The sequence below is a fragment of the Ensifer sp. Root31 genome (genome assembly GCF_001424825.1).
In the GTDB taxonomy this organism is placed as follows: Bacteria; Pseudomonadota; Alphaproteobacteria; order Rhizobiales; family Rhizobiaceae; genus Ensifer; species Ensifer canadensis.
Map to the genome: position 1 here is coordinate 195,466 of NZ_LMCO01000067.1, position 25,354 is coordinate 220,819.

General features: G+C 62.2%; 23 protein-coding genes. 12 read left to right on the plus strand and 11 right to left on the minus strand.

Annotated elements, in window-relative coordinates; all coding sequences use genetic code 11:
• Positions 1-185 precede the first annotated feature (185 nt).
• Positions 186-1,343: a PA0069 family radical SAM protein gene (locus ASD00_RS37840; RefSeq protein WP_025426104.1), complete on the minus strand. Its 1,158-nt coding sequence runs from the start codon at positions 1,341-1,343 to the stop codon at positions 186-188.
• Between the two features lie 199 nt (positions 1,344-1,542).
• Between ASD00_RS37840 and ASD00_RS37845 the strand changes: the two genes are divergently transcribed.
• Positions 1,543-2,070, plus strand: coding sequence for a glycosyl transferase (locus ASD00_RS37845; protein WP_025426105.1), 528 nt, complete (start codon positions 1,543-1,545; stop codon positions 2,068-2,070).
• A 308-nt stretch (positions 2,071-2,378) separates the two neighbouring features.
• On the opposite strand, the gene moaB is transcribed toward ASD00_RS37845, so the two are convergent.
• The 4 genes from moaB to ASD00_RS37865 form a co-directional block, all read right to left on the minus strand.
• The gene (gene moaB / locus ASD00_RS37850; protein ID WP_025426106.1) at positions 2,379-2,921 is read right to left on the minus strand and encodes a molybdenum cofactor biosynthesis protein B; all 543 of its coding nucleotides are present in this window, start codon (positions 2,919-2,921) and stop codon (positions 2,379-2,381) included.
• Between the two features lies 1 nt (position 2,922).
• On the minus strand, positions 2,923-3,834 hold the full coding sequence (locus ASD00_RS37855; RefSeq protein WP_025426107.1) for a 4-(cytidine 5'-diphospho)-2-C-methyl-D-erythritol kinase: 912 nt from the start codon (positions 3,832-3,834) through the stop codon (positions 2,923-2,925).
• A gap of 7 nt (positions 3,835-3,841) precedes the next feature.
• The gene (locus ASD00_RS37860) at positions 3,842-5,674 is read right to left on the minus strand and encodes a tetratricopeptide repeat protein (protein WP_057211580.1); all 1,833 of its coding nucleotides are present in this window, start codon (positions 5,672-5,674) and stop codon (positions 3,842-3,844) included.
• Between the two features lie 164 nt (positions 5,675-5,838).
• A complete protein-coding gene (locus tag ASD00_RS37865; protein ID WP_025426109.1) occupies positions 5,839-6,855 on the minus strand; it encodes a polyprenyl synthetase family protein in 1,017 nt (338 codons plus the stop codon).
• 108 nt (positions 6,856-6,963) lie between these two features.
• Here ASD00_RS37865 and ASD00_RS37870 point away from each other — a divergent pair, with 108 nt between their 5' ends.
• The 6 genes from ASD00_RS37870 to ASD00_RS37895 all read left to right on the plus strand — a co-directional run bounded on the left by ASD00_RS37870 (position 6,964) and on the right by ASD00_RS37895 (position 10,929).
• Positions 6,964-7,185, plus strand: coding sequence for a DUF2007 domain-containing protein (locus ASD00_RS37870; protein ID WP_025426110.1), 222 nt, complete (start codon positions 6,964-6,966; stop codon positions 7,183-7,185).
• A gap of 52 nt (positions 7,186-7,237) precedes the next feature.
• Positions 7,238-8,014 (plus strand): methyltransferase, encoded by a 777-nt coding sequence (locus ASD00_RS37875; protein ID WP_025426111.1) that lies wholly within the window; start codon positions 7,238-7,240, stop codon positions 8,012-8,014.
• A gap of 76 nt (positions 8,015-8,090) precedes the next feature.
• Positions 8,091-8,957 (plus strand): S49 family peptidase, encoded by an 867-nt coding sequence (locus ASD00_RS37880; protein ID WP_025426112.1) that lies wholly within the window; start codon positions 8,091-8,093, stop codon positions 8,955-8,957.
• A gap of 141 nt (positions 8,958-9,098) precedes the next feature.
• Complete coding sequence (locus tag ASD00_RS37885) at positions 9,099-9,290, plus strand: membrane protein (protein ID WP_025426113.1); 192 nt, start codon at positions 9,099-9,101, stop codon at positions 9,288-9,290.
• Between the two features lie 110 nt (positions 9,291-9,400).
• Positions 9,401-10,363 (plus strand): glycine--tRNA ligase subunit alpha, encoded by a 963-nt coding sequence (locus ASD00_RS37890; RefSeq protein WP_025426114.1) that lies wholly within the window; start codon positions 9,401-9,403, stop codon positions 10,361-10,363.
• Positions 10,360-10,929: an AAA family ATPase gene (locus ASD00_RS37895; RefSeq protein WP_025426115.1), complete on the plus strand. Its 570-nt coding sequence runs from the start codon at positions 10,360-10,362 to the stop codon at positions 10,927-10,929. Before ASD00_RS37890 ends, ASD00_RS37895 begins: the two co-directional genes overlap by 4 nt.
• An 87-nt stretch (positions 10,930-11,016) precedes the next feature.
• Here the strand turns inward: ASD00_RS37895 and ASD00_RS37900 are convergent, their stop codons facing one another.
• Positions 11,017-11,214: a hypothetical protein gene (locus tag ASD00_RS37900; RefSeq protein ID WP_025426116.1), complete on the minus strand. Its 198-nt coding sequence runs from the start codon at positions 11,212-11,214 to the stop codon at positions 11,017-11,019.
• Between the two features lie 248 nt (positions 11,215-11,462).
• Between ASD00_RS37900 and ASD00_RS37905 the strand changes: the two genes are divergently transcribed.
• From ASD00_RS37905 to ASD00_RS37925, 5 genes are all read left to right on the plus strand, one after another.
• The gene (locus ASD00_RS37905; RefSeq protein WP_025426117.1) at positions 11,463-12,011 is read left to right on the plus strand and encodes a LemA family protein; all 549 of its coding nucleotides are present in this window, start codon (positions 11,463-11,465) and stop codon (positions 12,009-12,011) included.
• A gap of 93 nt (positions 12,012-12,104) precedes the next feature.
• Complete coding sequence (aroA, locus tag ASD00_RS37910; RefSeq protein ID WP_025426118.1) at positions 12,105-13,373, plus strand: 3-phosphoshikimate 1-carboxyvinyltransferase; 1,269 nt, start codon at positions 12,105-12,107, stop codon at positions 13,371-13,373.
• 108 nt (positions 13,374-13,481) lie between these two features.
• The gene (locus ASD00_RS37915) at positions 13,482-15,422 is read left to right on the plus strand and encodes a DUF2207 domain-containing protein (protein ID WP_025426119.1); all 1,941 of its coding nucleotides are present in this window, start codon (positions 13,482-13,484) and stop codon (positions 15,420-15,422) included.
• A gap of 113 nt (positions 15,423-15,535) precedes the next feature.
• The gene (gene glyS / locus ASD00_RS37920) at positions 15,536-17,701 is read left to right on the plus strand and encodes a glycine--tRNA ligase subunit beta (RefSeq protein WP_025426120.1); all 2,166 of its coding nucleotides are present in this window, start codon (positions 15,536-15,538) and stop codon (positions 17,699-17,701) included.
• 14 nt (positions 17,702-17,715) lie between these two features.
• Positions 17,716-18,219, plus strand: a complete 504-nt coding sequence (locus tag ASD00_RS37925; RefSeq protein WP_025426121.1) for a DUF523 domain-containing protein — start codon at positions 17,716-17,718, stop codon at positions 18,217-18,219.
• A 133-nt stretch (positions 18,220-18,352) separates the two neighbouring features.
• Here ASD00_RS37925 and ASD00_RS37930 read toward each other — a convergent pair whose 3' ends face one another.
• The 5 genes from ASD00_RS37930 to ASD00_RS37950 all read right to left on the minus strand — a co-directional run bounded on the left by ASD00_RS37930 (position 18,353) and on the right by ASD00_RS37950 (position 25,280).
• On the minus strand, positions 18,353-18,880 hold the full coding sequence (locus tag ASD00_RS37930) for a plant virulence effector HPE1-like domain-containing protein (RefSeq protein WP_025426122.1): 528 nt from the start codon (positions 18,878-18,880) through the stop codon (positions 18,353-18,355).
• Positions 18,881-19,089: 209 nt separating this feature from the next.
• Positions 19,090-20,361: a phosphoribosylamine--glycine ligase gene (gene purD / locus ASD00_RS37935; RefSeq protein ID WP_025426123.1), complete on the minus strand. Its 1,272-nt coding sequence runs from the start codon at positions 20,359-20,361 to the stop codon at positions 19,090-19,092.
• A 148-nt stretch (positions 20,362-20,509) separates the two neighbouring features.
• Positions 20,510-22,873, minus strand: a complete 2,364-nt coding sequence (locus ASD00_RS37940; protein WP_025426124.1) for a bifunctional diguanylate cyclase/phosphodiesterase — start codon at positions 22,871-22,873, stop codon at positions 20,510-20,512.
• Positions 22,870-23,910, minus strand: coding sequence for a spermidine/putrescine ABC transporter substrate-binding protein (locus ASD00_RS37945; RefSeq protein WP_057211582.1), 1,041 nt, complete (start codon positions 23,908-23,910; stop codon positions 22,870-22,872). The genes ASD00_RS37940 and ASD00_RS37945 overlap by 4 nt, the downstream gene beginning before the upstream one ends.
• A 170-nt stretch (positions 23,911-24,080) precedes the next feature.
• Positions 24,081-25,280: an MFS transporter gene (locus tag ASD00_RS37950; protein ID WP_057211584.1), complete on the minus strand. Its 1,200-nt coding sequence runs from the start codon at positions 25,278-25,280 to the stop codon at positions 24,081-24,083.
• Between the last annotated feature and the right edge of the window lie 74 nt (positions 25,281-25,354).

A 25,354-nucleotide genomic window follows, 5' to 3' on the forward strand; every position in this document is an offset into this window, starting at 1 on the left:
TTTGCCTTCAGGCCACACCTCGCATTCCTGACCTGAGCGGTCGAAAACTCCACTTCTCCAGCGACATACGCAATACCGATTGCCGCTAGGGCGTTCCGATTTAGACGGAATCGCGGAACGCTCTATCTCCTTGTTTTTACGCATTTCCTGACGGAAAACCGCTTCGCACTTTTCCTGGAAATGCTCTAGAGCAGCGATAGCTGGACGCCGGTTCCGAGTGGCGGCACGAAAATGTCGTCGCGCAACTGTCGACGATTGAGGTTGAGACCGAGGCGTTTGGCCGCAAGTTCAAACCGGCGGCCGATCTGCCAGGCATAGGGACCGGCGCCCTTCATGCGCTTGCCGAACTCGGCGTCATAATCCTTGCCGCCACGCATCGAGCGGATAAGCGACATGACGTGCCGATAGCGGTCCGGATAGTTCCGCAGCAGCCAGTCGCGAAAGAGCGGGCTGACCTCCAGCGGCAGGCGCAGCAGCACATAGGTCGCTTCCAGCGCTCCTGCCGATCGGGAGGCTTCCAAAACCCGTTCGATCTCATGATCGTTGAGGGCCGGGATGATCGGCGACACCAGCACGCCGGTCGGAATGCCGGCTTCGGTGAGGGCGCGCATCGCTTCCAGTCGTTTGGAAGGGGTCGAAGCACGTGGCTCCATCGTACGCGCCAGCTTTCGGTCGAGCGTCGTCACCGAAATGCCGACCCGTGCAAGTCCCTTTTCTGCCATCGGTGCAAGCAGATCGATGTCGCGCGTCACCATCGCCGACTTCGTCACGATCATGACAGGATGGTTGGCGGCCTGCAGCACTTCGAGGATCTGGCGCATGATCCGCCATTCCTTCTCAATCGGCTGGTAGGGATCGGTGTTGGTGCCGATCGCAATCGGCCTCACCTTGTAGTCCGTGCGGGCGAGCTCGCGCTCCAGCAGGCGTGGGGCGTCGGGCTTGGCAAAGAGCTTCGCCTCGAAATCGAGGCCGGCCGAAAGCCCCATATAGGCATGTGTCGGACGGGCAAAACAATAAATGCATCCATGCTCGCAGCCGCGATAAGGGTTGATCGAGCGATCGAAGGAAATGTCGGGAGAATCGTTGCGGCTGATCACCGAGCGCGGCTTTTCCACCTGCACCTCGGTCTTGAAGGGAGGCAGGTCCTCAAGGCTCTCCCAACCGTCGTCGAAGACCTCGCGCGCCTGCGGCTCAAAGCGGCCCGACATGTTCAGTCCGGCACCCCGCCCGCGGCGACGGTCATTCTCGATCCTGAGACCGGTCCCGCTCATCAATGCTTCGGCAACCTCTGCCGTGTTGGCGGGTGCAAGCGCACCCTGCCTGATCTGAGACAGCTCTTTCATCGGAATCTCCGAGGGATCACCCGTTTGATCCCGTTTTGTTCTGATTATTTTCCTATCGCGAAAACAAGAACAATTCAAGAACAAAAATCGCGCGTGCTGAAACGAGAGCGACCGGCATGACTTGGCGATCGGACAAATCGCGGGCGCGGTCATGCCACGCGGATGTAGCATTTTACGCTGCAATGCGGTAGGAACAGCTATGCTGACGATCATCATGGAAACACGTGACAACGAGGCGGAACTGGCACAGACGCTGTCCGTGCTCGTGGCAGGCGCCGTCGAAGGTTTGGTCAGCGATGTCATCATCCTCGATCATGGCTCGAAGGACGGGTCGGTGCGCGTGGCAGATGCCGCCGGCTGCCGTTTCTGCGTCGATTGGGATCTGGGCGAAATCGTGCGCTCCGCGCGCGGCGAGTGGCTGATGCTGCTTGAGCCCGGTGCTCGGCCGATAGGGCGCTGGGTGGATGAGCTCGTCGAGTATGTGTCGCTTCACAAGGGGCCGGCCCGTTTCTCGCCATCGCGAATGCACCGCAAGCCGTTGCTGCATCGTCTCGCGCGGCGCGTAAAGCCGCTGGAGGCGGGCTTCCTCGTGCACAAGCGCGACGCCTTGGCGATCGCGCGCGGGAAGATGCCGCTGGGCGAAATGACGAATATCCGCGCCGTTCGAAAGCTTGCGACGGAGCTTGTCCCCGCCTGGGTCGCCGTTGACAGCAGGCAGAGCGCCTAGAGTAAATTCGCTCCAACAAAAAAGGTGCCTGTCCTGCGGACGGCACCTCCAAGCGGCTACCAAATTTCCTTGCTAGCAAAGTCTTGTCCGAGCGACCGGGCGAGCCGCGCGTCGTATGTTTTTGTTCCCATCGCTTGGGGGGACATCGGCGATGGGCCGTCTTTGCTCCGGTCGAAGGATTTGCTCGGATCTCGTTGCGATCCCTCAATACGAGCTGACGTTGGAAGCTGTAGCAGGCGGTTGCGGGTTTCGCAGTTCCCCAGGGAACAGGCTTGTCTCGCGGCACAATTGGGTCGCCGATTGAGGCGTCAGCCCCGTTTCAGATGCTCGTCGAGCCGCGGCATGATCTCGACGAAGTTGCACGGCATGTGCCGGTAGTCGAGTTGTTGCTTGAGAATGCCGTCCCAGGCATCCTTGCAGGCCCCGGGGGACCCCGGCAGGACGAAGATGAAGGTGGCGTTGGCGACACCGCCTGTCGCGCGCGACTGAATCGTCGAGGTGCCGATCTTCTCGTAGGAAATCCGGTGAAAAACTTCGGAGAAGCCATCCATGCGTTTCTCGAACAGCGGTTCGAGCGCCTCCGGCGTGACGTCGCGGCCGGTGAAGCCTGTTCCGCCGGTGGTGATCACCACGTCGATTGTCTCGTCGAGCGTCCAGGCCTCCACCTGATCGCGGATCCTTTGCCGATCGTCCGGCACGATTGCGCGTGCCTCCAGACGATGACCGGCGTCGCGCACCCGCGCCTCAAGCGTGTCGCCGGATTTGTCGTCGGCCAGCGTGCGCGTGTCGGACACTGTCAGTATGGCGATGCCGACGGGGACGAAAGGGCGATTGTCATTGATCCCGGCCATTCTATTTCCCTCTGCCCACGGTTCTGCCGGCGAGAACGTACCATTCAGGATGGGCGGCAGAAAGAGTGTAGGCGGCGCGCTGCGCGCTTTCGTCGCTGTCGAACAGGCCGAAGCAGGTGGCGCCTGAACCGGACATCCGCACCAGCGCGGCTCCGGTTGTTGCCAGCGCGCCGGAGACGTCGGCGATTACCGGCTGCAGCCGGCGCGCCGGCGGCTCCAGGTCGTTGCGCATCGCCGCCATGGCCGAAAGCCAGGCCGCAGGGGAGCCGAGGCCATCCGGGATCACAAGCGGTGGGTTGTTCTTCTTTTCCAGCGTCCGGAAGATCACCGGCGTCGAGACCGCGACCAGAGGATTGACCAGCACGATCGGGAAGGAGGGAAGCTCAATGGCAGGGGTGATCTCTTCGCCGATGCCACTGGCAATAAGCGACCTGCCGTCTAGGCACATTGGCACGTCGGCGCCGAGTTTCAGCGCCAAGGCGGCGAGCAACGCCGGTTCGATGCCGGTCTTCCAGAGGTCGAGAAGGCCGCGAAGCGTTGCGGCCGCATCGGCGGACCCGCCGCCGATGCCCGAGGCGATGGGCAGGTTCTTTTCGAGATGAATGTGGACCGGGCCGGTGTCGACGCCCTGCGATGCCAGAGCCTGGCGCAGCAGGTCCCGCGCCTTGAGCACGAGATTGCCATCCTGGTCGTCACCCGTCGTCGACAATTCGGCGGCGAATGGCCCGGACAGAGTGAAACGGTCCTGCTCCGACGGAGTCAGGCCGATCCGGTCGCCGCGATCGGCAAAGGTGACGAGACTTTCGAGAAGATGGTGGCCGTCGGCCCGTTGGCCGACGACATGCAGTGCCAGGTTGATCTTGGCGGGCGCCGCCCGTGTCAGCGCGAAGCCCGCAATCTCGCCTTGAAGCATGCTGTGATCAGGACTTCTTGTCCGGCGCAGGCGCCTCCGGGGTGACCTTCTTCGGCGCTGTTTCCTTGGCGTCGGCAGAGGCCGGAACCACTTCCTTAAGCGCCGGCAGGCCGTTTTCGATCTTGGCCTTGATCTTCGGGATCTCTTCCTCTTCGGGCTTCAGCTCAAGCGTCTGGGTCCATTGGAACACGGCTTCCAGCTTGCGGCCGACGCGCCAATAGGCATCGCCGAGATGGTCGTTGATGGTCGGGTCGCCGGCCATCAGCTCGGCTGCCTTTTCAAGCTCGACCACCGCATCGTCGAAGCGGTTCATGCGGAAATAGGCCCAGCCGAGCGAATCGACGATGTAGCCGTCGTCCGGCTTCAACTCGACCGCCTTGCGGATCATGTCGAGCCCTTGTTCCAGATTGATGTTCATGTCGACCCAGGAATAGCCGAGATAATTCAGCACCTGCGGCTGATCCGGGTTGAGTTCCAGGGCCTTGCGGAAGCTCGGCTCGGCCTTGTCCCAGAGTTTCTGGCGCTCATAGGCGATGCCGCGCTGGAAGAACACGGTCCAGTCGCTGCGCTTCGGCACAGGGCCGATCGCGTCGACGGCGCGGTCGTAAAGCTCGCCCATCTCCTTGTAGTCCTTGGCATCGGAAAGCACGCTGCCATAGGCGAGATAGTTGCGGATATTCTTCGGGTCGACGTCGATCAGCGCCTTCAAGTGCTTCTTGGCTTCATCCACCTTGCCGATGCTGGCAAGGCTGAGGCCAAGCTGCAGCTCGGACAGGCGGCGCATCGGCGAAGCCTCGGGCACGCTCTGGTAAAGCTCGATCGCTTCCTTCGGCTTTTTCAGGTTCTCGGCGATGCCGGCAAGCATCACGAGAATGTCGGCGCTGTCAGGGTCGAGACGACGCGCCGTCTGCAGATAGAGCGAGACGATGTCTTCGGCGCCTTCACGGTTGAGCGCGCCGCCGATGGAAAACAGCACGGCTGCCGCACCCTGCGATGCGTTCTTAACCTGCTGCTCCTGGGGTAGGCCGGTCTCGATGTTTTTCCGAAGTGCCTCGAGCGGGGTGTAGTTGTTGACCATGTTCTCGCCGACGGCGACCGTGTCGAGCGCCTTCTGTTTGTTGCCTTCGCGCGCCTCGAAGCGCGCCAATGCCTCGACCGCCCGCATGAACGTGTCAGGCGCAGCACTGCCGCCTTCGCGATCGAGGATCGCGTCGTTGAGCTTGGCGCGAGCGGTGGCCTTGTCACCGGAAGCGATGGCGATCGCGCCGGCATGATAATTCTTGAATACGCGGAACCAGTCCGGTCCTTCGAGACCGTTGACCTGCGCCAGCGCCTCTTTGGGCTTGCCCTGGCCGAATTTGGCCCAGGCCGAAAGCAGGCCGTTCATCAGCCGGTCGAGGTCGTTCGGGCCATCATAGTTCAAGAGCTTCTGCGCGTTGCGGTATTCGCGCTTGCGGATCGCCTCGATCGCACGGATGACGGTGGTGATGCGCTCGACAGCGGGATCGGATTTCAACTGCTCGGCGATCTTGGCGCCATCGTCGAACTTGCCGGCCATCAGCAGGGTGATCATCAGCCGCTGCTTGACTTCGTTGTTGTTCGGCTCGAACTGCAGGGCGATGCGGTAAAGCTCGTTGGCTGCGGCAAAGTCACGGTCCGTGTCGGCCGTGCGGGCAGCCAGGAACGCACCTGCAAAGGTGTTGACGGACGTGATGTCGAAAGGCTCGGTCTCTTCGACGGCGGCCTTTTCCTCGGCGAAAGCCTGGTAGCTGCCGCTGACCGAGGCAAGAGCCATCAGTGCAGCGCCGCTGAGAAGGCGGAGGATCGTCTTTTGCCGCATGTCAAACCTTTCATTGCCGATCTCTCGGCCTTGCGCACGACTGAGGGTTGTTTTGGAATCAGCCACGTGTTGCCTGGCACAACTCTTGAGGAACAGAATGGCTTTTTTGGCGCAACGCGGCAAGAAATTCCTCTTGGATGTCCAGGTTCGGCCGGGCGCGCGCGTCAGCTGACCCGGTCGATGCAGAAGTCGATGACCTCGACCAGCGCCGATTTCCACGGCGAAACCGGGAGCGGTGCCAAGGCATCGCGCGCGATCGTGCCATAGTGCTGGGCACGGGCGATGGTATCGCTTAAGCCCCCATATCGCTTGATCAGGCCGAGCGCCTTTTCAAGGTTGGCATCGCTGCTGTCGCCGCCTTCGATCGCCTGACGCCAGAAGGCGCGGTCCTCCGGTGTGCCGCGACGATAGGACAGGATCACCGGAAGGGTGATCTTGCCTTCGCGGAAATCGTCGCCGACATTCTTGCCGAGATCGCTGGCAGAACCGCCATAGTCGAGCACGTCGTCGACGAGCTGGAAGGCGAGGCCGAGATTCATGCCGTAGGATTTGAGCGCATTGCGGTCGGATTTGCTGGTCTGGGCGACGATCGGCCCGACTTCTGCGGCCGCGGCGAACAGCGCTGCGGTCTTGGCGCGGATGACCTGGAGATAGTCGTCCTCGGTCGTCTCCATGTTCTTGGCGACGGAAAGCTGCAGCACCTCGCCCTCGGCGATCACCGACGCAGCGGTCGACAGCACGTCGAGCGCATCGAGCGAGCCGACATCGACCATCATGCGGAAGGCCTGGCCGAGCAGGAAGTCGCCGACGAGCACGCTTGCCTGGTTGCCCCAGATCGTCCGAGCGGTGGATTTGCCGCGGCGCAGGTCGCTTTCGTCCACGACATCGTCATGCAGCAGCGTTGCCGTATGCATGAACTCGACGCTGGTGGCGAGCTTGACGTGAGCGTCGCCCTCGTAACCGAACATCGCGGCGGAGGCGAGCGTCAGCATCGGTCGCAGGCGCTTTCCACCGGAGGAAATCAGGTGGTTGGCGACCTCAGGAATCATCTGGACGTCGGACCCGGCCCTCGACAGGATGAGCTGGTTGACGCGTTCCATGTCGGGAGACGTCAAGTCAACGAGCGGTTTCACGGACGCCAGTTTGTTTTTGCTGTCTTCCAGCGGTATCACTACGCCCAACACCGGGACTCCTGTTTTCATTGTCGCTTTCGACAATAGGAAGGGGGGGCACGTGCGGCAAGAGGCGAATTGTCCCGCTTGCTGAAATAGGACAGGAAAAACCGCTGGATGAAGGAATTGATCCGCACCAACGACGTCGTTCTGCTCTCTTTTGCCGAGAGCTTGATGAAGGACGCCGGTATCAACAGCCTGATCGCCGATCAGGGCATGAGCATTCTGGAGGGATCGCTGGGCCTGCTGCCGCGCCGTTTCCTCGTGCCGGACGACGATGCCGATGCCGCGCGCCGCATCCTCGTCGAAGCGGGGTTGGAAGCGGAGTTGCGGGCATGATCAGCGGTTCGTCGGCGCCTATGTGTGACGATCGGCCATGAGCGAAGGACCTATGACGCTTGTCGAGTCTGAGACGGTCGATGCATTCCACCGCGGCAGGTTCCATGTCGTGCAGCCGCTGGGGCAGGGACATCGCTCCGGCATGGATGCGATGTTGCTCGCTTCGCTGGTTGCTTCTGACCGCGCCTGCCGTGTGGCCGACCTTGGCGCCGGAGCGGGTGCGGCCGGCATGGCGGTCGCCTCGCGGCTCGATCTGGCCGAGGTCGTGCTGGTGGAGCGTTCGCCGACCATGGCGGCGTTTGCACGCCGAAGCCTCGCGCTTCCCGAAAACGGGCGTTTCGCCGAGCGGGTGTCGGTGATCGAGGCGGACGTTGCGCTTACCGGCAGGGCGCGCCGTGCCGCCGGCTTGCCCGACGATGCCTTCGATCACGTGATCATGAACCCCCCTTTCAACGATGCTTCCGACCGCCGCACGCCGGACAGCCTCAAGGCAGAGGCGCATGCGATGAGCGACGGCCTGTTCGAGATCTGGATCAAGACGGCGGGTGCGATCATGAAGCCGGGCGGACAATTGTCGCTGATCGCCCGGCCGGAATCGATCGCGGATATCATTGCCGCCTGTGGCCGCCGCTTCGGCGGTATCGAGATTACGCCGCTGCATCCGCGCACCGGCGAGAATGCCGTGCGCATCCTCGTGACCGCGATCAAGCAGAGCCGCAAGCGGCTGGTGCTGCGAGCGCCGCTGATGGTGCACGAGGAGGGCGCCCATCGCTTTGCCGGCGATGTCGACGATCTCAACAACGGACGCGCTGCCTATCGGCGCCGTTGATTTACCGTATCCGGCATTGCGTTTGGACGACCAGTGCATACATGCAGGAACAAGTGTTCGTATTGCAGGAGTTGAAATGGCCGGGTTCTTCAAAAGGCTGATGCCGAGGCGTTTTCGGCGGGATGGCATTGCCATCCCCGTCGTGCGGCTTCACGGCGCAATCATGGCCGGTGGTGGCCAGTTTCGTCCGGCACTCAATCTGGCCTCAGTCGCGCCGCTGCTGGAGAAGGCCTTCGCGGTGAAGGAGGCTCCGGCCGTTGCGATTTCGATCAACTCTCCCGGCGGTTCGCCGGTGCAGTCGCGACTGATCTACCAGCGCATCCGCGATCTCGCCCAGGAAAAGAAGAAGCGCGTGCTCGTCTTCGTCGAGGACGTGGCCGCTTCCGGCGGTTACATGATCGCGCTTGCCGGCGACGAGATCATCGCCGATCCGACGTCGATCGTCGGTTCCATCGGTGTCGTCTCCGGCGGCTTCGGCTTTCCGGAACTGTTGAAGAAGATCGGTGTCGAGCGGCGCGTCTATACCGCCGGCGAGAACAAGGTCATGCTCGACCCGTTCCAGCCAGAGAAAGAACGCGACATCGAGTTCCTGAAGAGCCTGCAGCTCGATATCCACGACACCTTCATCCAGATGGTGAAGGCCCGCCGCGGACAGCTGCTGGCCGACCATCCCGACGTTTTTTCCGGGCTTTTCTGGACTGGGCGGCGCGGATTGGAACTGGGTCTGATCGACGGCCTCGGCGATCTGCGCGGCGAGGTGAAGAAGCGCTATGGCGAGAAGGCGCGGCTCGAACTGATCCAGCCGGCGCGCAGCCTTTTCGGGCGGCGCCAGACCGGCGCATCGATTGCCGGCGATATCGCTGCACCGATCGCGGCTTCTGCGATGGCGGGTCTTGCCGAAGCAGTAGAGGAAAGGGCATTGTGGGCGCGTTTCGGGCTTTGAGCCGCGACCGGTGCGACGAGCCTACAGCGCCGCGCGTCTTATTAGACGCGCAAATGTCGCTGTAGCACTTTGAATGGCTGCATATTTTTATCCTTAAATCGACTTCGATTTAAGGATAAAAATATGCAGTAGGGAGGAAAGATGCCGCAGCTTATCCTGCTCCTGATCGCAGGCTTCGTTCTATGGATCGGCTACCGCAAGTTCATTGCGGATGCCCAGAAGCTGACGCGTCAGCGCGACCAGACGCGCCGCGAGCAGCAGACCGGCGCGAGCGGAACCCTCGTCAAGGATCCCGAGACCGGCGAATACCGGCTCAAGCGCGAAGACGACTGAGATTTTTCGTGCACCTTTGCGTGCACGGAGAGCCGCCTCAGCGCTTGACCCCTGTCGCCCGGCGTGGCACCTGTCCGGCTCTCATTTCGTGAAGAATTCGGACGTTCCCCATGACCACCGCCTCGCTGCCCGACCACATGAACCCCAAGCGCTCGTTCCAGGCTCTGATCCTGACGCTGCACAACTATTGGGCCGACAAGGGTTGCGCGGTGCTGCAGCCCTACGACATGGAAGTCGGTGCCGGTACGTTTCATCCGGCAACGACGCTGCGTGCGCTCGGTCCCCGTCCGTGGCGCGCAGCCTATGTCCAGCCGTCCCGTCGCCCGACCGACGGCCGCTATGGCGAGAACCCGAACCGTCTTCAGCACTATTATCAATATCAGGTGATCCTGAAGCCGAACCCGTCCAACCTGCAGGAGCTTTATCTTGGCTCGCTGGAGGCGATCGGCCTCGACCCGTTGCTGCACGATATCCGCTTCGTCGAGGACGACTGGGAAAGCCCGACGCTGGGCGCCTGGGGCCTTGGCTGGGAATGCTGGTGCGACGGCATGGAAGTGTCGCAGTTCACCTATTTCCAGCAGGTCTGCGGCATCGAATGCTCTCCGGTTGCTGGTGAACTGACCTACGGTCTCGAGCGTCTGGCGATGTATGTCCAGGGCGTCGACAACGTCTATGATCTGAACTTCAACGGCCGCGAAGGCGACGAGAAGATCAGCTATGGCGACGTGTTCCTGCAGGCGGAGCAGGAATATTCGCGGTACAACTTCGAATACGCCAACACCGCCATGCTGCATCAGCACTTCATCGATGCCGAGGTAGAGTGCCAGGCTCTGCTGGCGGCCGGCGCGCCGGGCAACGGCACAAACAACCACCTGCACAAGTGTGTCTTCCCCGCCTACGACCAGTGCATCAAGGCGAGCCACGTCTTCAACCTGCTCGATGCGCGCGGGGTGATTTCGGTCACCGAGCGGCAAAGCTACATTCTGCGCGTCCGCACATTGGCAAAGGCCTGTGGCGAGGCGTTCCTGCTGACCGATGCCGGCGGCGCGAACCTCAACCGGGACGCCGCTTGATCGCCGAGCCAGCCAGCCTCATCGTTCATATCAATGGCTGGCCGGGCACCGGAAAGCTGACCATCGCACGCCATCTCGCCGATCATCTCGGCGCGAGGCTTGCCGACAACCATACGCTGATCAATCCGGCCGAGGCACTGTTTACCAGGGGCACGCCGCTCTATTGGTCGCTGCGGGCGACGATCAGAACGGCGGTGCTCGACCATGTGCGCCAGGCCGATGCCGGTCAATCCTTCCTCTTCACCGATGCGCTGTCGGATGACGCATTCGACAGCCGGGCGTTCGAAGACTATGTGGCGCTGGCTAGCGAGCGCAGCGCCCGTTTCGTCGCGGTCGTTCTCGACTGTTCGATAGAGGAAAACCTGAAGCGGCTGACGCGCGCCGGCCGCTCCAAGGTCCACAAACTGACCGATCCGCAGGTGCTGATCGATCTCAGAGGCCGGCACGCTCTGTTGAAAGGAAAATGCGACCAGCTCATCGAGCTCGACGTCACCAATCTCGGCGCAGATGAAGCTGCCGACGCGATTGCGACGCGGATAGCTCGAGGCTACTGCATGTTTCCTTAAATCCTATTCGATTTAAGGATAAAAACATGCAGCCATTCAAAGTGCTGCAGCGTCGCGCGTCTAATAAGACGCGCGACGTTGTAGATCTCAGATCGTGTCGCTGGCGTCGACGCTGATCTTCCAGACGGGCTTCAGCGTGGGGTAGGTGCCGGTGTAAACCTGACCGGAGTAGGTCTGCAGCGCCCGGCGGACACCAGTCGGTCTTTCGGCCGAACCGACGCTCGCATAGGCAACGAAGAGCGCCGAAAAGGCGATCACGTTGATGAGGGTTGCGAGCGTTTTCATGGTCTTCACTTCGTATCCGGGGTTGTTCGATGGCGCGACTATCGCCCATCGTCCGGATCCCTGCGGTTCCCGATGGAACAGGAATCGAGGTGTTTTGGTCTGGGGATAGGCCGTAGCGGTGAACAGTGTGTTCAGCGCCTTCGGCTTGCATTTGGGGAGGAGTGCGTTTCTCCGCCCGAATGCTGCAGAAAGGTCTTTGAAGCTGGAAAGCCGGTGCTAATCTCTGCCGAGTTTTTTGGAGGTATCCCATGATTGGTCTGGCCATCGGCGTCGCCGTGATCCTGTATCTCGTTTTCGTCTACAACGGCCTCGTCAAGGCACGGCAGATCGCCGAGGAAGCCTGGTCGGGTATCGACGTGCAGCTCAAGCGACGCGCCGACCTCATCCCCAACCTGATCGAGACGGTTAAAGGATACGCAGCGCACGAGAAGTCGACGCTCGAAGAGGTGATCGCGATGCGCAATCGCGCTCAGGCCGTTCCAGCAGGTGATGTCGAGGGGCGGGCAGCCGCTGAAGGCGCCCTGTCGCAAGCGCTCGGCAAGCTCTTTGCCCTCGCCGAAGCCTATCCGGATCTCAAGGCCAACGAGAACTTCGCGGAACTGCAGCGCTCGCTGGAGACGATCGAGGGCGAGATCCAGATGTCGCGCCGCTACTACAACGGAGCGGCACGCGACTTGAACGTCAAGGTCGAGAGCTTCCCGTCGAACCTCATCGCCAACGCCTTCCGCTTCGTGAAGGCCGGCTATTTCGAGATCGCCAACGAGGCGGATCGCGCGGTGCCGCAAGTCAAATTCTGATCGGGGACGTTACCCGATTACGCCACCTGCTGATAAGAGACACGCCTGCCGAGGCCGACAGCCTCGGCGCTACTTGCATAAAGAGACCCGAGCATGAGTGATACCGTGAAGAAGCTGACCATCCTGCCGACCGACCACCCCCTGCGCGGCCACGTTCGCCCGCCGGGTTCGAAGTCGATCACCAATCGGGCGCTGCTTCTCGCGGGTCTGGCCAAGGGCACGAGCCGGCTGACGGGTGCGCTGAAGAGCGACGACACGCGCTATATGGCCGATGCCTTGCGGGCGATGGGCGTTGAGGTCAGCGAACCGGACGACACGACATTCGTCGTTACCGGAACCGGCCGGCTTGCGTCGCCGTCCGCGCCCCTGTTCCTCGGCAATGCGGGAACTGCGACGCGCTTCCTGACAGCCGCCGCCGCTCTGGTCGACGGCCCGGTTGTCGTCGATGGTGACCAGCACATGCGCAAGCGGCCGATCAAGCCGCTCGTCGACGCGCTTCGCACGCTCGGCGTCGAGGTGACGTCCGAAACCGGATGCCCGCCGGTCACCGTCAATGGCAAGGGCGGCTTTCCCGCCGGACGGATCGAAATCGACGCTGGCCTTTCCAGCCAATACGTATCGGCTCTGCTGATGGCTGCCCCTGGCGCCAAGGGCCCTGTCCGCATCGAGCTTGCCGGCGACGAAATCGGCGCGCGCGGCTACATCGATCTGACGGTTGCGGCGATGCGTGCGTTCGGCGCCGAGGTCGAGCAGTTGAGCCCATCCATCTGGCAGGTCGCGCCGACGGGCTATCGCGCCGCCGACTTCGTGATCGAGCCTGACGCGTCGGCCGCGACCTATCTCTGGGCCGCGGAAGTATTGACCGGAGGGGCCATCGATCTCGGCGTTCCTGCCTCGGTGTTCTCGCAGCCTGACGCACGCGCCCACGCCGTCATTTCCAGCTTCCCGCATCTTCCCGCCGTCATCGACGGATCGCAGATGCAGGACGCGATACCGACGATCGCCGTTCTTGCCGCCTTCAACGAGACGCCCGTGCGCTTCGTCGGGCTCACCAATCTGCGCGTGAAGGAATGCGACCGTGTCCGTGCCTTGTCGCTCGGCCTGACCGCGATCCGTCCGGGGCTTGCCCACGAAGAGGGCGACGATCTCATCGTCTCCTCCGATCCGGCGCTCGCCGGCCAGACATTGCCGGCGTCGATCGACACCTTTGCCGACCATCGCATCGCCATGAGCTTCGCCCTTGCCGGGCTCAAGATCCACGGCATTGCCATCGAGGACCCCGGCTGCGTCGCCAAGACCTATCCTGCCTATTGGGATGCGCTTGCATCGCTTGGCGTTACCTTCACCGGTGATCGTCCTTGATCTCGCGCCTCAAAGCTTTTCCAGGAAGAGTGCGAAGCGGTTTTCCGCCATGAGACGCGAAAAACCATGAAACCGCTCCTCAAGATCGATCGAAAGGTCTGAGACCGCATGACCCGTTTCGTCGCCCTGCTTGGCATCTTCTTCTTCCTGCTGGCGACAGCGGGTGTCGGCCGGGCGGACGAGGTGTTTTCGTCCTATCATTCGGTGATCGATGTCGCCGAGAACGGAACGCTGACGGTCACCGAGACGATCACCGCCAATGTCGAGGGAAACCAGATCCGGCGGGGCATCTTTCGTGACCTGCCGCTGACCTTCACCGATGCCAAGGGCCGCCGCAGCAAGGTGGATTTCAAGCTGCTTTCGGTCGAACGCGACGGCGAGGAGGAGCCCTACCGCACCGAATCGATCTCGGGCGGCATCCGCATCTACACCGGCTCTGCCGAGGTCTTTCTGCCACACGGCGAGCATACGTTCCAGTTCACCTATGAGACCAGCCGGCAGATCCGCTTCTTCGACGATCATGACGAACTCTACTGGAACGTGACCGGCACCGAATGGGCGTTCCCGATCGACGAGGCGAGCGCAACCGTCAATCTGCCGGAAGGGGTGCGGCCCGAGGCACTCGACGTTTTCACCGGCGGTTATGGCGCAACCGGCAAGGACGCGCTGGCGTCGGAGGAAGGCAGCGAAATCTTCTTTGCAACCACCCGGCGGCTCGAGCCGAAGGAGGGTCTGACGATCGCGGTCAAGATGCCGAAGGGCAGCATCGACCAGCCGACCACGAGCCAGGAAAACACCTGGTGGCTGCGCGATCATATGGCGCTTGTCATTGCTGGAGCAGGTCTCGTGGTGGTGGCGCTCTACTATGGCCGCGCCTGGCTGAAGGTGGGCCGGGACCCGGCGCGCGGCGTGATGGTGCCGCGCTGGGACGCGCCTGAGGGCATTTCGCCGGCGCTTGTCAACTATATCGACAACAGGGGCTTTTCCGGCGAGGGGTGGACGGCTCTGTCGGCATCGGCGCTCAGCCTCGCGGTGAAGGGCCATGTCGTCCTTGAAGATCTGAAGAGCGCCATCATCATTGCCGCGACCGGCAAGGGCAGCAGCGAAAAGCTGCCGACCGGCGAGGCGAGCCTGATGAAGGCCGTCAATGCCGCCGGCGGCAAGTTGAAGATCGACAGGGCCAATGGCACGAAGGTGCAGGCGACGGGTGCCGACTTCCGCAATGCCATGGAGCGCGAGCACCGCGGCAAATACTATCTGGCCAACACCGGTTACATCATTGCCGGGGTGCTGCTTTCGGTTCTTGCGATCGCCGCGGTGTTCCTGTTCGGCGATTTGAGCGAGGACAGCATCCCGCTGGTGATCGTCCCCGTCTTCATCGCCTTTTTCGTTTCCATCTTCGCCGTTTCCTTCGGCAAATCCCTGCGGCGCGAAAAGAGCCTGATGAGCCGGATCATGTCGATCGTGGTGATCGCCTTCATCGGCTTCGTCGCCTTCACCATCTTTTCAAGCATCCTTGCGGTCGTCTTCTACTCCGCCTCCGAGACCGACGAGCTGCCGCTGCTGTTTGCGATCGGCGGCATCGTACTTGTCAACGTGCTGTTCTTCTTCCTGATGGGCGCGCCGACGCCGCTCGGTACCCGGATGATGGATGGCATCGACGGCCTCAGGCAATACATGACGCTTGCCGAGAAGGATCGGATGAATATGCAAGGTGCGCCCGAAATGTCGCCCCGGCATTTCGAGACCCTGTTGCCCTATGCCGTTGCGCTTGGGGTGGAAAAGCCGTGGACGCAAACCTTCGATCACTGGCTGCTGGCTGCCGCTGCCGGGCCAGCTGCCACTGCCGCCTACCAGCCTGCCTGGTACCATGGCGATGGCTTCGGATCGAGTTCGTTCGGGGATCGGATCGGCGGCTTTGCCGGCTCGATGGCCGACACCATGACCTCCTCCTTGCCGCCCCCGCCGAAATCCTCGTCGTCGGGCTTTTCCACGGGCGGCGGTTTTTCCGGCGGCGGTGGCGGCGGTGGCGGCGGCGGCGGCTGGTGATCGTACCGCGACCCTCCTGCCTCTAAATCAAATTCATCGTCGGGCTTGGTGACATTTTCGCCAGAGCTTGCTAAGTCGGCGCCAACCGTCCGGAACAGAAAAAGTCATCTCCCATGCCCGATCTTCTTATCGAACTCCGCTCCGAGGAAATTCCTGCCCGCTTGCAGCGCAAGGCGGCCGGCGACCTCAAGAAGCTGCTGACCGATGCGCTGGTGGAAGCGGGTTTGACCTATGAGGGTGCGCGTGAATACTGGACGCCACGCCGGCTGACGCTCGATATCCGCGGCCTCAATGCCCGTTCCGCCGATGTGCGCGAAGACCGCAAGGGTCCGCGTACCGACGCCAACGAAAAGGCGATCGAGGGCTTTCTGCGCGGTGCCGGCCTTTCTTCGATCAGCGAGGCCCATGTCCATAGCGATCCGAAGAAGGGTGATTTTTACGTCGCCCATATCGTCAAGCCGGGCCGTCCGGCCGAAGAGATCGTCGCTGAGGCGATGCCCGAGATCATCCGCAACTTTCCCTGGCCGAAGCCGATGCGCTCCGGGGCTGCCTCGGCCAAGCCGGGCGCTCTGCGCTGGGTCCGTCCGCTGCAGTCGATCGTCTGCACCTTCGGCTCGGAAACCGACGAAACCCATGTGATCCCCTTCGAGGTCGACGGCATCGTCGCCTCCAACGTCACCTACGGCCACCGCTTTCACGCGCCCGAAGCGATCACCGTGCGCCGCTTTGCCGACTATGCCGAGAAGCTGGAGCGGGCGAAGGTCGTGCTCGACGGCGAACGCCGCAAGCAGATGATCTCGGCTGACGCACATAATATCGCCTTTGCCAACGGCCTCGAACTCGTCGAGGACGAAGGCCTGCTCGAGGAGGTTTCCGGCCTCGTCGAATGGCCGCAGGTGCTGATGGGAAGCTTTGAAGAGAGCTATCTCGAAATCCCCTCGGAAATCATCCGCCTGACGATCAAGACCAACCAGAAGTGTTTCGTGACCCGCGCGCCGGGTGCGGAAACGCTCTCCAACAAGTTCATCCTCGTTTCCAACATCGAGGCGAAGGACGGCGGCAAGGAGATCGTTCACGGCAACGGCAAGGTCGTGCGCGCCCGCCTGTCGGACGCCGCCCACTTCTGGCACCGCGACCAGGGCAACCTGCCGGACCTGGAAACATTGAAGCCGTCGGCTGAAAAATTCGACCTCGATCTCCACAAGCCGCTCGACCAGCGCATGGCGAAACTCGATGCGCTGAACGTCACCTTCCATGCCAAGCTCGGCACACAGGGCGAACGTGTTGCCCGCATCCGTGCGCTTGCCGCCGAGCTTGCCAAGGTAACCGGCGCCGACGCCAAGTTGGTCGATCGTGCCGTGGTGCTGGCAAAGGCTGACCTGCGCACCGAAGCCGTCGGCGAGTTCCCCGAACTTCAGGGCATCATGGGTCGCAAATATGCGCTGCTCCAGGGCGAAGACGCTTCCGTCGCAACGGCAATCGAAGATCATTGGAAGCCGAATGGCCCCTCGGACCGCGCGCCGACCGATGCCGTCGCCGTGACCGTGGCGCTGGCCGACAAGCTCGACACGCTCGTCGGTTTCTGGGCGATCGACGAAAAGCCGACCGGCTCCAAGGATCCATACGCCCTGCGCCGCGCCGCGCTCGGCGTTATCCGCCTCATCCTTGAAGGCAAGGCGCGCCTGCCGCTCACGCCGTTCCTCGAGATCGCGCTGACCGCCCTGCGGGCGCAGAAGCCGGCGCTGACGAGCGATGTGTCGGCGGACCTGCTCTCCTTCTTCCACGATCGCCTCAAGGTCTATCTGCGCGATCTCGGCGCCCGTCACGACCTGATCGATGCGGTGCTGACGTCGGATGCGGACGATCTGCTGATGATCGCCCGTCGCGTCGAGGCGCTGACCGCCTTCATCACCGACGAAGAGGGCAAGAACCTGCTCGCCGGCACCAAGCGCGCGACGCAGATCCTCGCAGCCGAAGAGAAAAAAGGTACGGCCGTGGCCGACGCCGTCGACGCTGATCTCTTCCGTCTCGACGCCGAAAAGGCGCTGCACGCTGCGGTTCAGCTGGGCTCGGGCGAGGCACGCGAGGCGATCGTCAAGGAGGACTTCCGCTCCGCCATGCAGGCCCTGTCGAAGCTGCGCGAACCGGTCGACCAGTTCTTCAACGACGTTCTCGTCAATGACGATGACGTGTCGATTCGGGCAAACCGCCTGGCACTGCTCGGTCTCATCCGCTCGGCGACCGGCACGGTTGCCGATTTCTCCAAGATCGCGGGATGACGGGGGAGGTGTGCATGACGGCGAAGATCCTCGTCAGCGCCTGCCTCATGGGCCATGCCGTGCGCTACGATGGCGCGTCGAAGCCGCTCGTCCATCCGGCCATCGACCGCTGGCGCCTAGAGGGCCGGCTCGTCACCATCTGTCCCGAAATGTCGGCCGGCATGCCGGTGCCGCGTCCGCCGGCCGAGATCGCGTCCGGCATGTCCGGCACCAACGTGCTCGACGGCGGGGCAACCGTCGTCGAGAATACCGGCCGCGATATCACCGGTGAGTTTCTGGACGCCGCCGAGAATGCGCTGGCGCTCGCGCGCGAAACGGACTGTCGTTTCGCGCTGTTGATCGACGGCAGCCCGTCCTGCGGATCGGGTTTCGTCTACGACGGCACGTTTTCCGGCGCACGCCACGCGGGGCAGGGGGTTACGGCCGCGCTGCTCGCAAGGAACGGTATCGAGGTTTATTCCGACAGGGAGATTGAAGCCTTGGTCGAGCGGATCGATGGCCCACGCCAACCCAGATAACACGAGCCCAGATAAAAAGATTGCGCCCCTGCTTCTCTCAGGGGCGCAATCTCTCGCTGTTTCAGCGAATTGCCCGTCAGCCCTTGAATGCAGGGGAGGCTGGCCGGGGCAGGGAACTTTCCCGTTTAGGCCCTCAGTTTAGCCGAAGTTCGAGGCCGGTCGGATCAAATTGCCGTGAGCTTTCGGCGGCCACAGATGCCGCGACTGCCGGCTCTGCCTGTGTAAGGGTCTGAACCGCGGCAGTTTTGGCGGTCTCGTCGATCACAGACGCAGCCAAGTCATGATTGCCCGGGTTCGCGATATCGATATCGGCCGCAGCGGTCGCCGTATCCGCCTGTTCGGCTCCGTTCGCGGCTGCTTTGACAGCCTCCTCAGAAGGCTTGCTGACGAAAACAACCGGCGAGCCGCCGAGCCAGGCTTCGGTGCGCACAAGCCGCATCTCACCGTTGATTTGCTTGAGCTCGACCTTCTCGCTGCCATTCTCGATCTCAGGCACCACATAGGTGACCTTCTTCTTGATCTGCAGCGGCGGGCATTGTGCGCAGGAGACAGAGGCCACGCTGGAATTGACGGCCTCCCCGGAAACGACAGCTTCGATCGACTGTGCCCAGGCGCTGCCGGCGGCGAGCGCAACGGCGGTGGTGATCAGCAACAGGCGCATCGGTCTTCTCTCCGAGTTTGTTCTACAGCGCCGCGCGTCTTATCAGACGCGCAAAGGTCGCTGTAGCACTTTGAATTGCTGCATGTTTTGTCCTGAAATCGGCTACGATTTAAGGAACCATGCAGTCGGCAAGAATATGCGTTCTCTCTTACTTTCCCGTCAGGAGAATTGGTAAAAATTGAATGATCCGGCGCATTTACCGGCGGCGGTCAGGCCTTCTCGCGGGCAACCGCGCGCCAGCCGATATCGTGGCGATAGAAGCCGTTGTCCCAGGAAACGCCGTCGACTGCCGAATAGGCGCGGTCCTTGGCAGCGCTTGCGCTTTCGCCGATCGCCGTGATGTTCAGCACCCGCCCGCCCGTTGCAACCAGGCTGCCGTCCTTCATCGCTGTGCCGGCGTGAAACACCTTGGTCTCAGGCGAGGCCTCGGGCAGCGCAGCAATGGGCGAGTTCTTGTCGTAGCTGCCCGGATATCCCTTCGACGCCATGACCACCGTCAGTGCCGTTTCGTCGCGCCATTCGGCTTCCATGCCCGCAAGCGTGCCCGTCGCCGCGGCATAAAGCAGTGGCAAGAGGTCGCTCTTCATGCGCATCATCAGCACCTGGCATTCCGGGTCGCCGAAACGCACATTGTACTCGATCAGCTCCGGCCCCTTGGCGGTGATCATCAGCCCGGCGAAGAACACGCCGGAAAAGGGATGTCCGCTCTCCGCCATGCCGCGCATGGTCGGCTCGATGATCTCCTTCATCGTGCGCTCGGTCATTTCTGATGTCATCACAGGCGCTGGCGAATAGGCGCCCATGCCGCCGGTATTCGGGCCGGTGTCGCCATCGCCGACGCGCTTGTGGTCTTGTGCCGAGGCAAGCGCGAGCGCGGTCTTGCCGTCGCTGAGGCAGAAGAAGCTTGCCTCCTCGCCGTCGAGATAGGCTTCGACCACCACTTCCGCGCCGGCCGCGCCGAAGGCGCCATCGAAGCAGTCATCGACAGCAGCGAGCGCTTCGTCGAGTTCCATGGCAACGGTCACACCCTTGCCGGCGGCGAGTCCATCGGCCTTGATGACGATCGGCGCGCCCTGCTCGCACACATAGGCCTTGGCGGATTCAGCGTCGGTGAAGCGACCGTAGGCGCCGGTCGGGATATCGTATCTGGCGCAGAGGTCTTTGGTGAAGCCCTTGGAACCTTCAAGCTGGGCCGCGGAAGCGGAAGGGCCGAAGACGGCGACACCGGCAGCGCGCAGCACGTCTGCAAGGCCGGCCACGAGCGGGCCTTCCGGCCCGACCACGACGAAATCGATCGCCTCTTTCAGGCAGAAGTCCGCAACGGCGGCATGATTGTCGGTGTCGAGCGCAACGAGCGTTGCTTCCTCGGCAATGCCAGGATTGCCGGGCGCGGCATAGAGCTTGGTCAATTTCGGCGACTGCGCGATCTTCCATGCCAGCGCATGTTCGCGTCCACCCGATCCGATCAGAAGAACCTTCATTGCCTGCCCCCGACATGCCGAAATTGTTGCGTTGCGGTTAAGGCGAGGCGGCTGTCAGGTCAAGGGGGCAGGGGGCTATGGCGCACGATTCCCGCCTCGGAGTGCACCTTGTCCGGAGCGTCACGGGAGAGAGTAGACCGACATGCGCTCAGGCGATTGCCTGCTGGTTCTTGCGATCATCCTGCTCCTGGCCGTAGCGGGCGGTGCGCGTCAGCGCCCAGATGCCGAGATCCTCAAGTGGTAGCGGCTTGCTGATAAGGTAGCCCTGGAAGAGATCGCACCCTGCAGCAGTCAGCATCGAGAGTTTCTCCGGCGTGTCGACGCCTTCCCCGACCACGGCAACGTCCTTGGCGTGGCACAGCGCGATCAACGCCCTCAGAACCGGCAGTGATTGCGATGCCGTGAGGTTAGAAACGAGCGCCCGGTCCAGTTTGATCGTATCGGCGGTGTATTCGATGATCTGCTGGACAGAGGTATAGCCGGCGCCGAAATCGTCGATCGACAGGCGGAAGCCCTTTTGGCGCAGTTCGTCGATGTTGCGGCGGAGCTGGTCGCTGAACTTGACCGCGAAAGTCTCGGTCAGCTCAATTTCGATCGATTGCGGCTGCAGTCCATGGCGGTTGATACAATCGGAGAAATAGTCGGCAATCGCCTTCGAATGCAGTTCGGCCGAGGAAATGTTGATCGCCAGGATCGTATCGGGACCGAAGAGTGCCTTTAGCTGCCGGCAGTCGGACATGGCCTGGTTGATCACCCACCAGTCGATCTTGGTGAAGAGGCCGGAGCTTTCGGCGATCGGCACGAATTCGTCCGGCGTCACGTTACCGAGTACCGGCGAATACCAGCGCAGCAGCGCTTCGCAGCCGGTCACGCGACCGTCGGTGTCGACGATCGGCATGTAGACCAGATGGAATTGCTCGTCCGGATCGAGCGAGCGCAACTCGTCCTGGATCTGGCGCAGACGGGTGCGCTTGTCGTGCAGGGCGCGCGAGAACCGGGAAGAGCGGTTCTTGCCGCTAGTCTTTGCCTGATACATCGCCGCGTCCGCATTTGAAATCAGCTCGGCAAGGTTGGTCGCGTCATCCGGGCAGATGGCAGCGCCGATGCTGGCCGTCACCGGATAGCTCTTGCCGGAGACTTCGAAGCCATCTTCGAACAGCGCCAGGATGGCCGCAGCGACTTCGCGGACCGTGCCGTCGCCCGGTCGGGAGCGGACCAGCACCGCGAATTCGTCGCCTGAGAGCCGCGCCAGGATCGCCGGCTTCTGGCCGCGTCGCTCGGTGATCGCTTCGACATTCTCGGCGATGCGCGTTGCCAGGGTCTTTAAGAGTTCGTCGCCGATCTCGTGGCCATGCTTGTCATTGACGAATTTGAAGTTGTCGATGTCGATGAACAGCAGGCTGCATTTTTCACCCGAGACAATGGCCTCGCGCACGATGCCGGCGGCAACCGCGTTGAAATGACCGCGATTGCTGATGCCGGTCAGCGTGTCGGTCCAGGAGCTGCGCTGCACCAGCTTGAGCGATTGTTCGGACTGGCGATGCAGCTCTCTGATGTTTTCCGTCAGTCGCCCGATCTCGCCCTTCTCCTCCATGTTGCGGATCTCGTCATGGGCGCCGACCATGACGGCCATAACGTTGGCGTCGAGCTTGGCGATCGGGTCGGTGATGAACCGCCGGATGAGAACGATGATCAGCCAGATCGAAAACAGGCTCATCGCCACGGCACCAAATGCCAGCAGCAGTTTCTGCTGGGCCATCAGCCGGTCGAAATGATTGCTCGAAACCGTCAGCGTCGCATAGAGCGATGGCCCGAGATGCACGCTTGCCGAAAGGTCGTCGGTAATCGCGAGCGGCCACGGCTGAAGGACGACGTCGGCGCCGTATTCCTGCTTGAGTGTTTCCTGCATGTCGAGGAAACGATCCGGCTGGATCGCCACCTGGATAAGCAGCGCGCCCGATTTCTTGCTCGGCAGCGGTCGCGTGAAGGTAACGGGATCGAGGAAGTAGGAATAGACGATCCGCGCCTTGTGCCCGCCGTCGTAGAGGTAGGTCCAGTCGACAAGCTTTTCTTCGCGTATCAGTCGCCGTGCCAGATTGAGCTGCGCCTCGTCGATTTCGGCGAAGGGATCCCAGCTGTTTTCGAAATAGTATTCTGATTGCAGGTTCGATGTCAGGATCGACAGGGACACGTAGCCCGTCGGGTCGTCGGAGAGCGACTTGACACTTTCCTGCAGCCGGACGCCGAGCGCATTGGCCCGGTAGTTCTTGTCGGTTTCAGAGATGTACTGGCGCAGCGAATTGCTGTTCAGGAGCGCATTGAGAAAGCCCTTGCTGCGGCCGATCTCGTTCTGGAAGACGGCGGCGGCATGTTCCAGCCGCTGGGACAGCTTGGCATGTTCCAGCGCCCGGATCGATCGGCTCTGGGTGACATGGACCGAGATCGCCGCCAGCAGATAGCCGGCCAGCACCACGGGAAAGATCAGGATGAGTGCGCGCTTGCCGAGGGTCACTGGAAATTCGCCAATGTGCTGATGATGCGCCGGCGCAGCTGCACCGACGTCGTTGACAGTTCCTGCTGGTACTGACTCTTGGCCAGAATGTCTGGCGACGGGTAGATCGCCTGGTCCGCGCGCATCGCCTCCGGCAACAACGCAAAGGCGGCTTTGCTCGGCGTCGGCATATTGAGCGCCTGTGCGTTTGCGGCGGCACTTCCGGGCGAGCCGATATAGTCCAGGAAGGCGAGCGCCCGTGCCTTGTTCGGCGACTTGGCGACGACCGACATGCAATCGAGCCAGGAAAGCGTGCCTTCCTTGGGCACGACATAGCGCCAGATGCCCGGTGTACCGGCCTTTTCGTTTAGGACGTGCTGATCGCCGCTATAGCCAAGCGCCAGATGGATGTCCTTGCCGATGGCCTGGTTCTGGATCGAGCTTATGACGTATTCATAGGTCAGAACCGCCGGTGCCTGTTGCTTCATCAGGTTGAAGGCGGTCTTGAGCGTTGCCTGGTCGTTGGTGTTGATCGACTCGCCGAGCAGCATGAGGGGGGCGACAAAGGCCTCGTTGTGGTCGTCGTACATGGCGACGTGCTTGGTCAGCGCCGGAGCCGGCTGCATCAGGTCGCGCCAGGACGTGGGCGCTTCAGGCAGCATGTCCGATCGGTAGAGAAGGCCCATCGTGCCCCAGAGATAGGGCAGGCCATGGTTCGAGCAGCGCTTGCGCCAGCTTTCGTCATAATCCCTGAGCGAGGCGACATTGGTCTCGTCGACAGCCTCGAGCACGCCTCTGCGCCCAAAGAGCGCGGCGCCGTTCTCGCCGGTCACCACCAGATCGACGATGCTGTTCGGGTCGGCCAACACCTCGTCGCGGGTATCGCCGTTGTCGTAGTAGACCTGATGGATTCCTACGCCGGTTATTGCCGTCCAGCGGTCGAGGATCGCCTGATCGATATAGGATTCCCAGATCAGCAGGTTGAGCGTTTCGGCTTGCCCCGCCGTTGCCAGGAGCAACGTCGTCAAAAAGGCGGGAATCGCCGATCGCCCTCGCATTGTCTACCCCTGCCCAAGCCCCATCCAGCGACCGTAGCGCGCAAAAATTGATGAATGATTACGCAGGGCTGCGGGAAATAGCATGGTTGGAGCAAGGCGTTGCCGGGCGGAAAAACAGAACGGGCGCCGCATGGCGGCGCCCGTTGAAAAGTCTGCTGCTGGATGTCTGCCTAATGCCGCGCGGGCATCCTCGGCAGAAGGATCGTCAGAATGCCGAGCAGCGGCAGATACGAGCAGACCGTGTAGACGAACTCGATGCCCTGCCGGTCAGCAAAAATGCCGAGAAGAGCCGCACCCATGCCGCCGAAGCCGAAGGCGAAACCAAAGAAGACACCGGCAATCAGCCCCACGCGTCCCGGCACTAGTTCCTGCGCGAAAACGACGATCGCCGAAAACGCCGAGGAGAAGATGAAGCCGATGATGATCGACAGCACGCCCGTCCAGAAGAGGTTCGCATAGGGCAGCATCAGCGCGAAGGGGATGACGCCGAGGATCGAGAACCAGATGACGAAGCGCGCGCCGTAACGGTCGCCGATCGGACCGCCGAGGAAAGTGCCGGCGGCGGCAGCGCCCAGGAACAGGAACAGCATCAGCTGTGCTTGCTGAACGGTAACGCTGAACTTCTCGATGACGAAGAAGGTGAAATAGCTGGAGATGCTGGCCATGTAGACGTTCTTGGTGGCGGTCAGCAGCACCAGCACGGCGACGGCCCAGATCACGCGGTTCTTCGGCAGCGGCAAGGCGCGGCTCGGCGCCGGCTTGCTCATCGACGAGCGACGGTGGCGCACATACCAGGTGCTGACCCAGGTGAGCACGAAGAATCCGATGACCGCGACGATCGAGAACCAGCTGAGGCTGCCCTGGCCGAAGGGGATGACGATGAAGGCTGCGAGCAGCGGCCCCATGGCGCTACCGGCATTGCCGCCGACCTGGAACAGCGATTGCGCCAGGCCATGCCGCCCGCCCGAAGCGAGGCGAGCGATCCGCGAAGATTCCGGATGGAAGATCGCCGAGCCGACGCCGATCATGCTTGCAGCCAGAAGCAGCATCGGGAAATCATGCGCGTTGGCGAGCAGGATGAGGCCGGAGCAGGTGGAAAGCATCGCTACCGGCAGCGAATAGGGCAGTGCCCAGCGGTCGGTGATGATGCCGACGGCCGGCTGCAGCATCGAGGCTGTCAACTGGAAGGTGAAGGTCAGAAGCCCGATCTGCACGAAATCGAGCGAATAGTTCGCCTTGAGCAAGGGATAGAGCGCCGTCAGCAGCGACTGCATGATGTCGTTCAGCATGTGGCAGAAGCTGACTGCCAGGATGACGGAGAATGCCGTCTTTTCCGGGGTTATGCTCCCCGTTGAAGTAACCGTTGCCATGGATGTTTCCTTGCCGTCTCGATGGTTGTGTGCGGCGACGGATATCTCTACTGATCTTGCCCATGGCCTGCTTT

Bases quoted from the DNA above. Each gene is read 5' to 3' on its own strand.
- ASD00_RS37840 (WP_025426104.1), bottom strand. From the start codon at position 1,343: ATGAAAGAGCTGTCTCAGATCAGGCAGGGTGCGCTTGCACCCGCCAAC.
- ASD00_RS37845 (WP_025426105.1), top strand. From the start codon at position 1,543: ATGCTGACGATCATCATGGAAACACGTGACAACGAGGCGGAACTGGCA.
- moaB (WP_025426106.1), bottom strand. From the start codon at position 2,921: ATGGCCGGGATCAATGACAATCGCCCTTTCGTCCCCGTCGGCATCGCC.
- ASD00_RS37855 (WP_025426107.1), bottom strand. From the start codon at position 3,834: ATGCTTCAAGGCGAGATTGCGGGCTTCGCGCTGACACGGGCGGCGCCC.
- ASD00_RS37860 (WP_057211580.1), bottom strand. From the start codon at position 5,674: ATGCGGCAAAAGACGATCCTCCGCCTTCTCAGCGGCGCTGCACTGATG.
- ASD00_RS37870 (WP_025426110.1), top strand. From the start codon at position 6,964: ATGAAGGAATTGATCCGCACCAACGACGTCGTTCTGCTCTCTTTTGCC.
- ASD00_RS37875 (WP_025426111.1), top strand. From the start codon at position 7,238: ATGACGCTTGTCGAGTCTGAGACGGTCGATGCATTCCACCGCGGCAGG.
- ASD00_RS37880 (WP_025426112.1), top strand. From the start codon at position 8,091: ATGGCCGGGTTCTTCAAAAGGCTGATGCCGAGGCGTTTTCGGCGGGAT.
- ASD00_RS37885 (WP_025426113.1), top strand. From the start codon at position 9,099: ATGCCGCAGCTTATCCTGCTCCTGATCGCAGGCTTCGTTCTATGGATC.
- ASD00_RS37890 (WP_025426114.1), top strand. From the start codon at position 9,401: ATGACCACCGCCTCGCTGCCCGACCACATGAACCCCAAGCGCTCGTTC.
- ASD00_RS37900 (WP_025426116.1), bottom strand. From the start codon at position 11,214: ATGAAAACGCTCGCAACCCTCATCAACGTGATCGCCTTTTCGGCGCTC.
- ASD00_RS37905 (WP_025426117.1), top strand. From the start codon at position 11,463: ATGATTGGTCTGGCCATCGGCGTCGCCGTGATCCTGTATCTCGTTTTC.
- aroA (WP_025426118.1), top strand. From the start codon at position 12,105: ATGAGTGATACCGTGAAGAAGCTGACCATCCTGCCGACCGACCACCCC.
- ASD00_RS37915 (WP_025426119.1), top strand. From the start codon at position 13,482: ATGACCCGTTTCGTCGCCCTGCTTGGCATCTTCTTCTTCCTGCTGGCG.
- glyS (WP_025426120.1), top strand. From the start codon at position 15,536: ATGCCCGATCTTCTTATCGAACTCCGCTCCGAGGAAATTCCTGCCCGC.
- ASD00_RS37925 (WP_025426121.1), top strand. From the start codon at position 17,716: ATGACGGCGAAGATCCTCGTCAGCGCCTGCCTCATGGGCCATGCCGTG.
- ASD00_RS37930 (WP_025426122.1), bottom strand. From the start codon at position 18,880: ATGCGCCTGTTGCTGATCACCACCGCCGTTGCGCTCGCCGCCGGCAGC.
- purD (WP_025426123.1), bottom strand. From the start codon at position 20,361: ATGAAGGTTCTTCTGATCGGATCGGGTGGACGCGAACATGCGCTGGCA.
- ASD00_RS37945 (WP_057211582.1), bottom strand. From the start codon at position 23,910: ATGCGAGGGCGATCGGCGATTCCCGCCTTTTTGACGACGTTGCTCCTG.
- ASD00_RS37950 (WP_057211584.1), bottom strand. From the start codon at position 25,280: ATGGCAACGGTTACTTCAACGGGGAGCATAACCCCGGAAAAGACGGCA.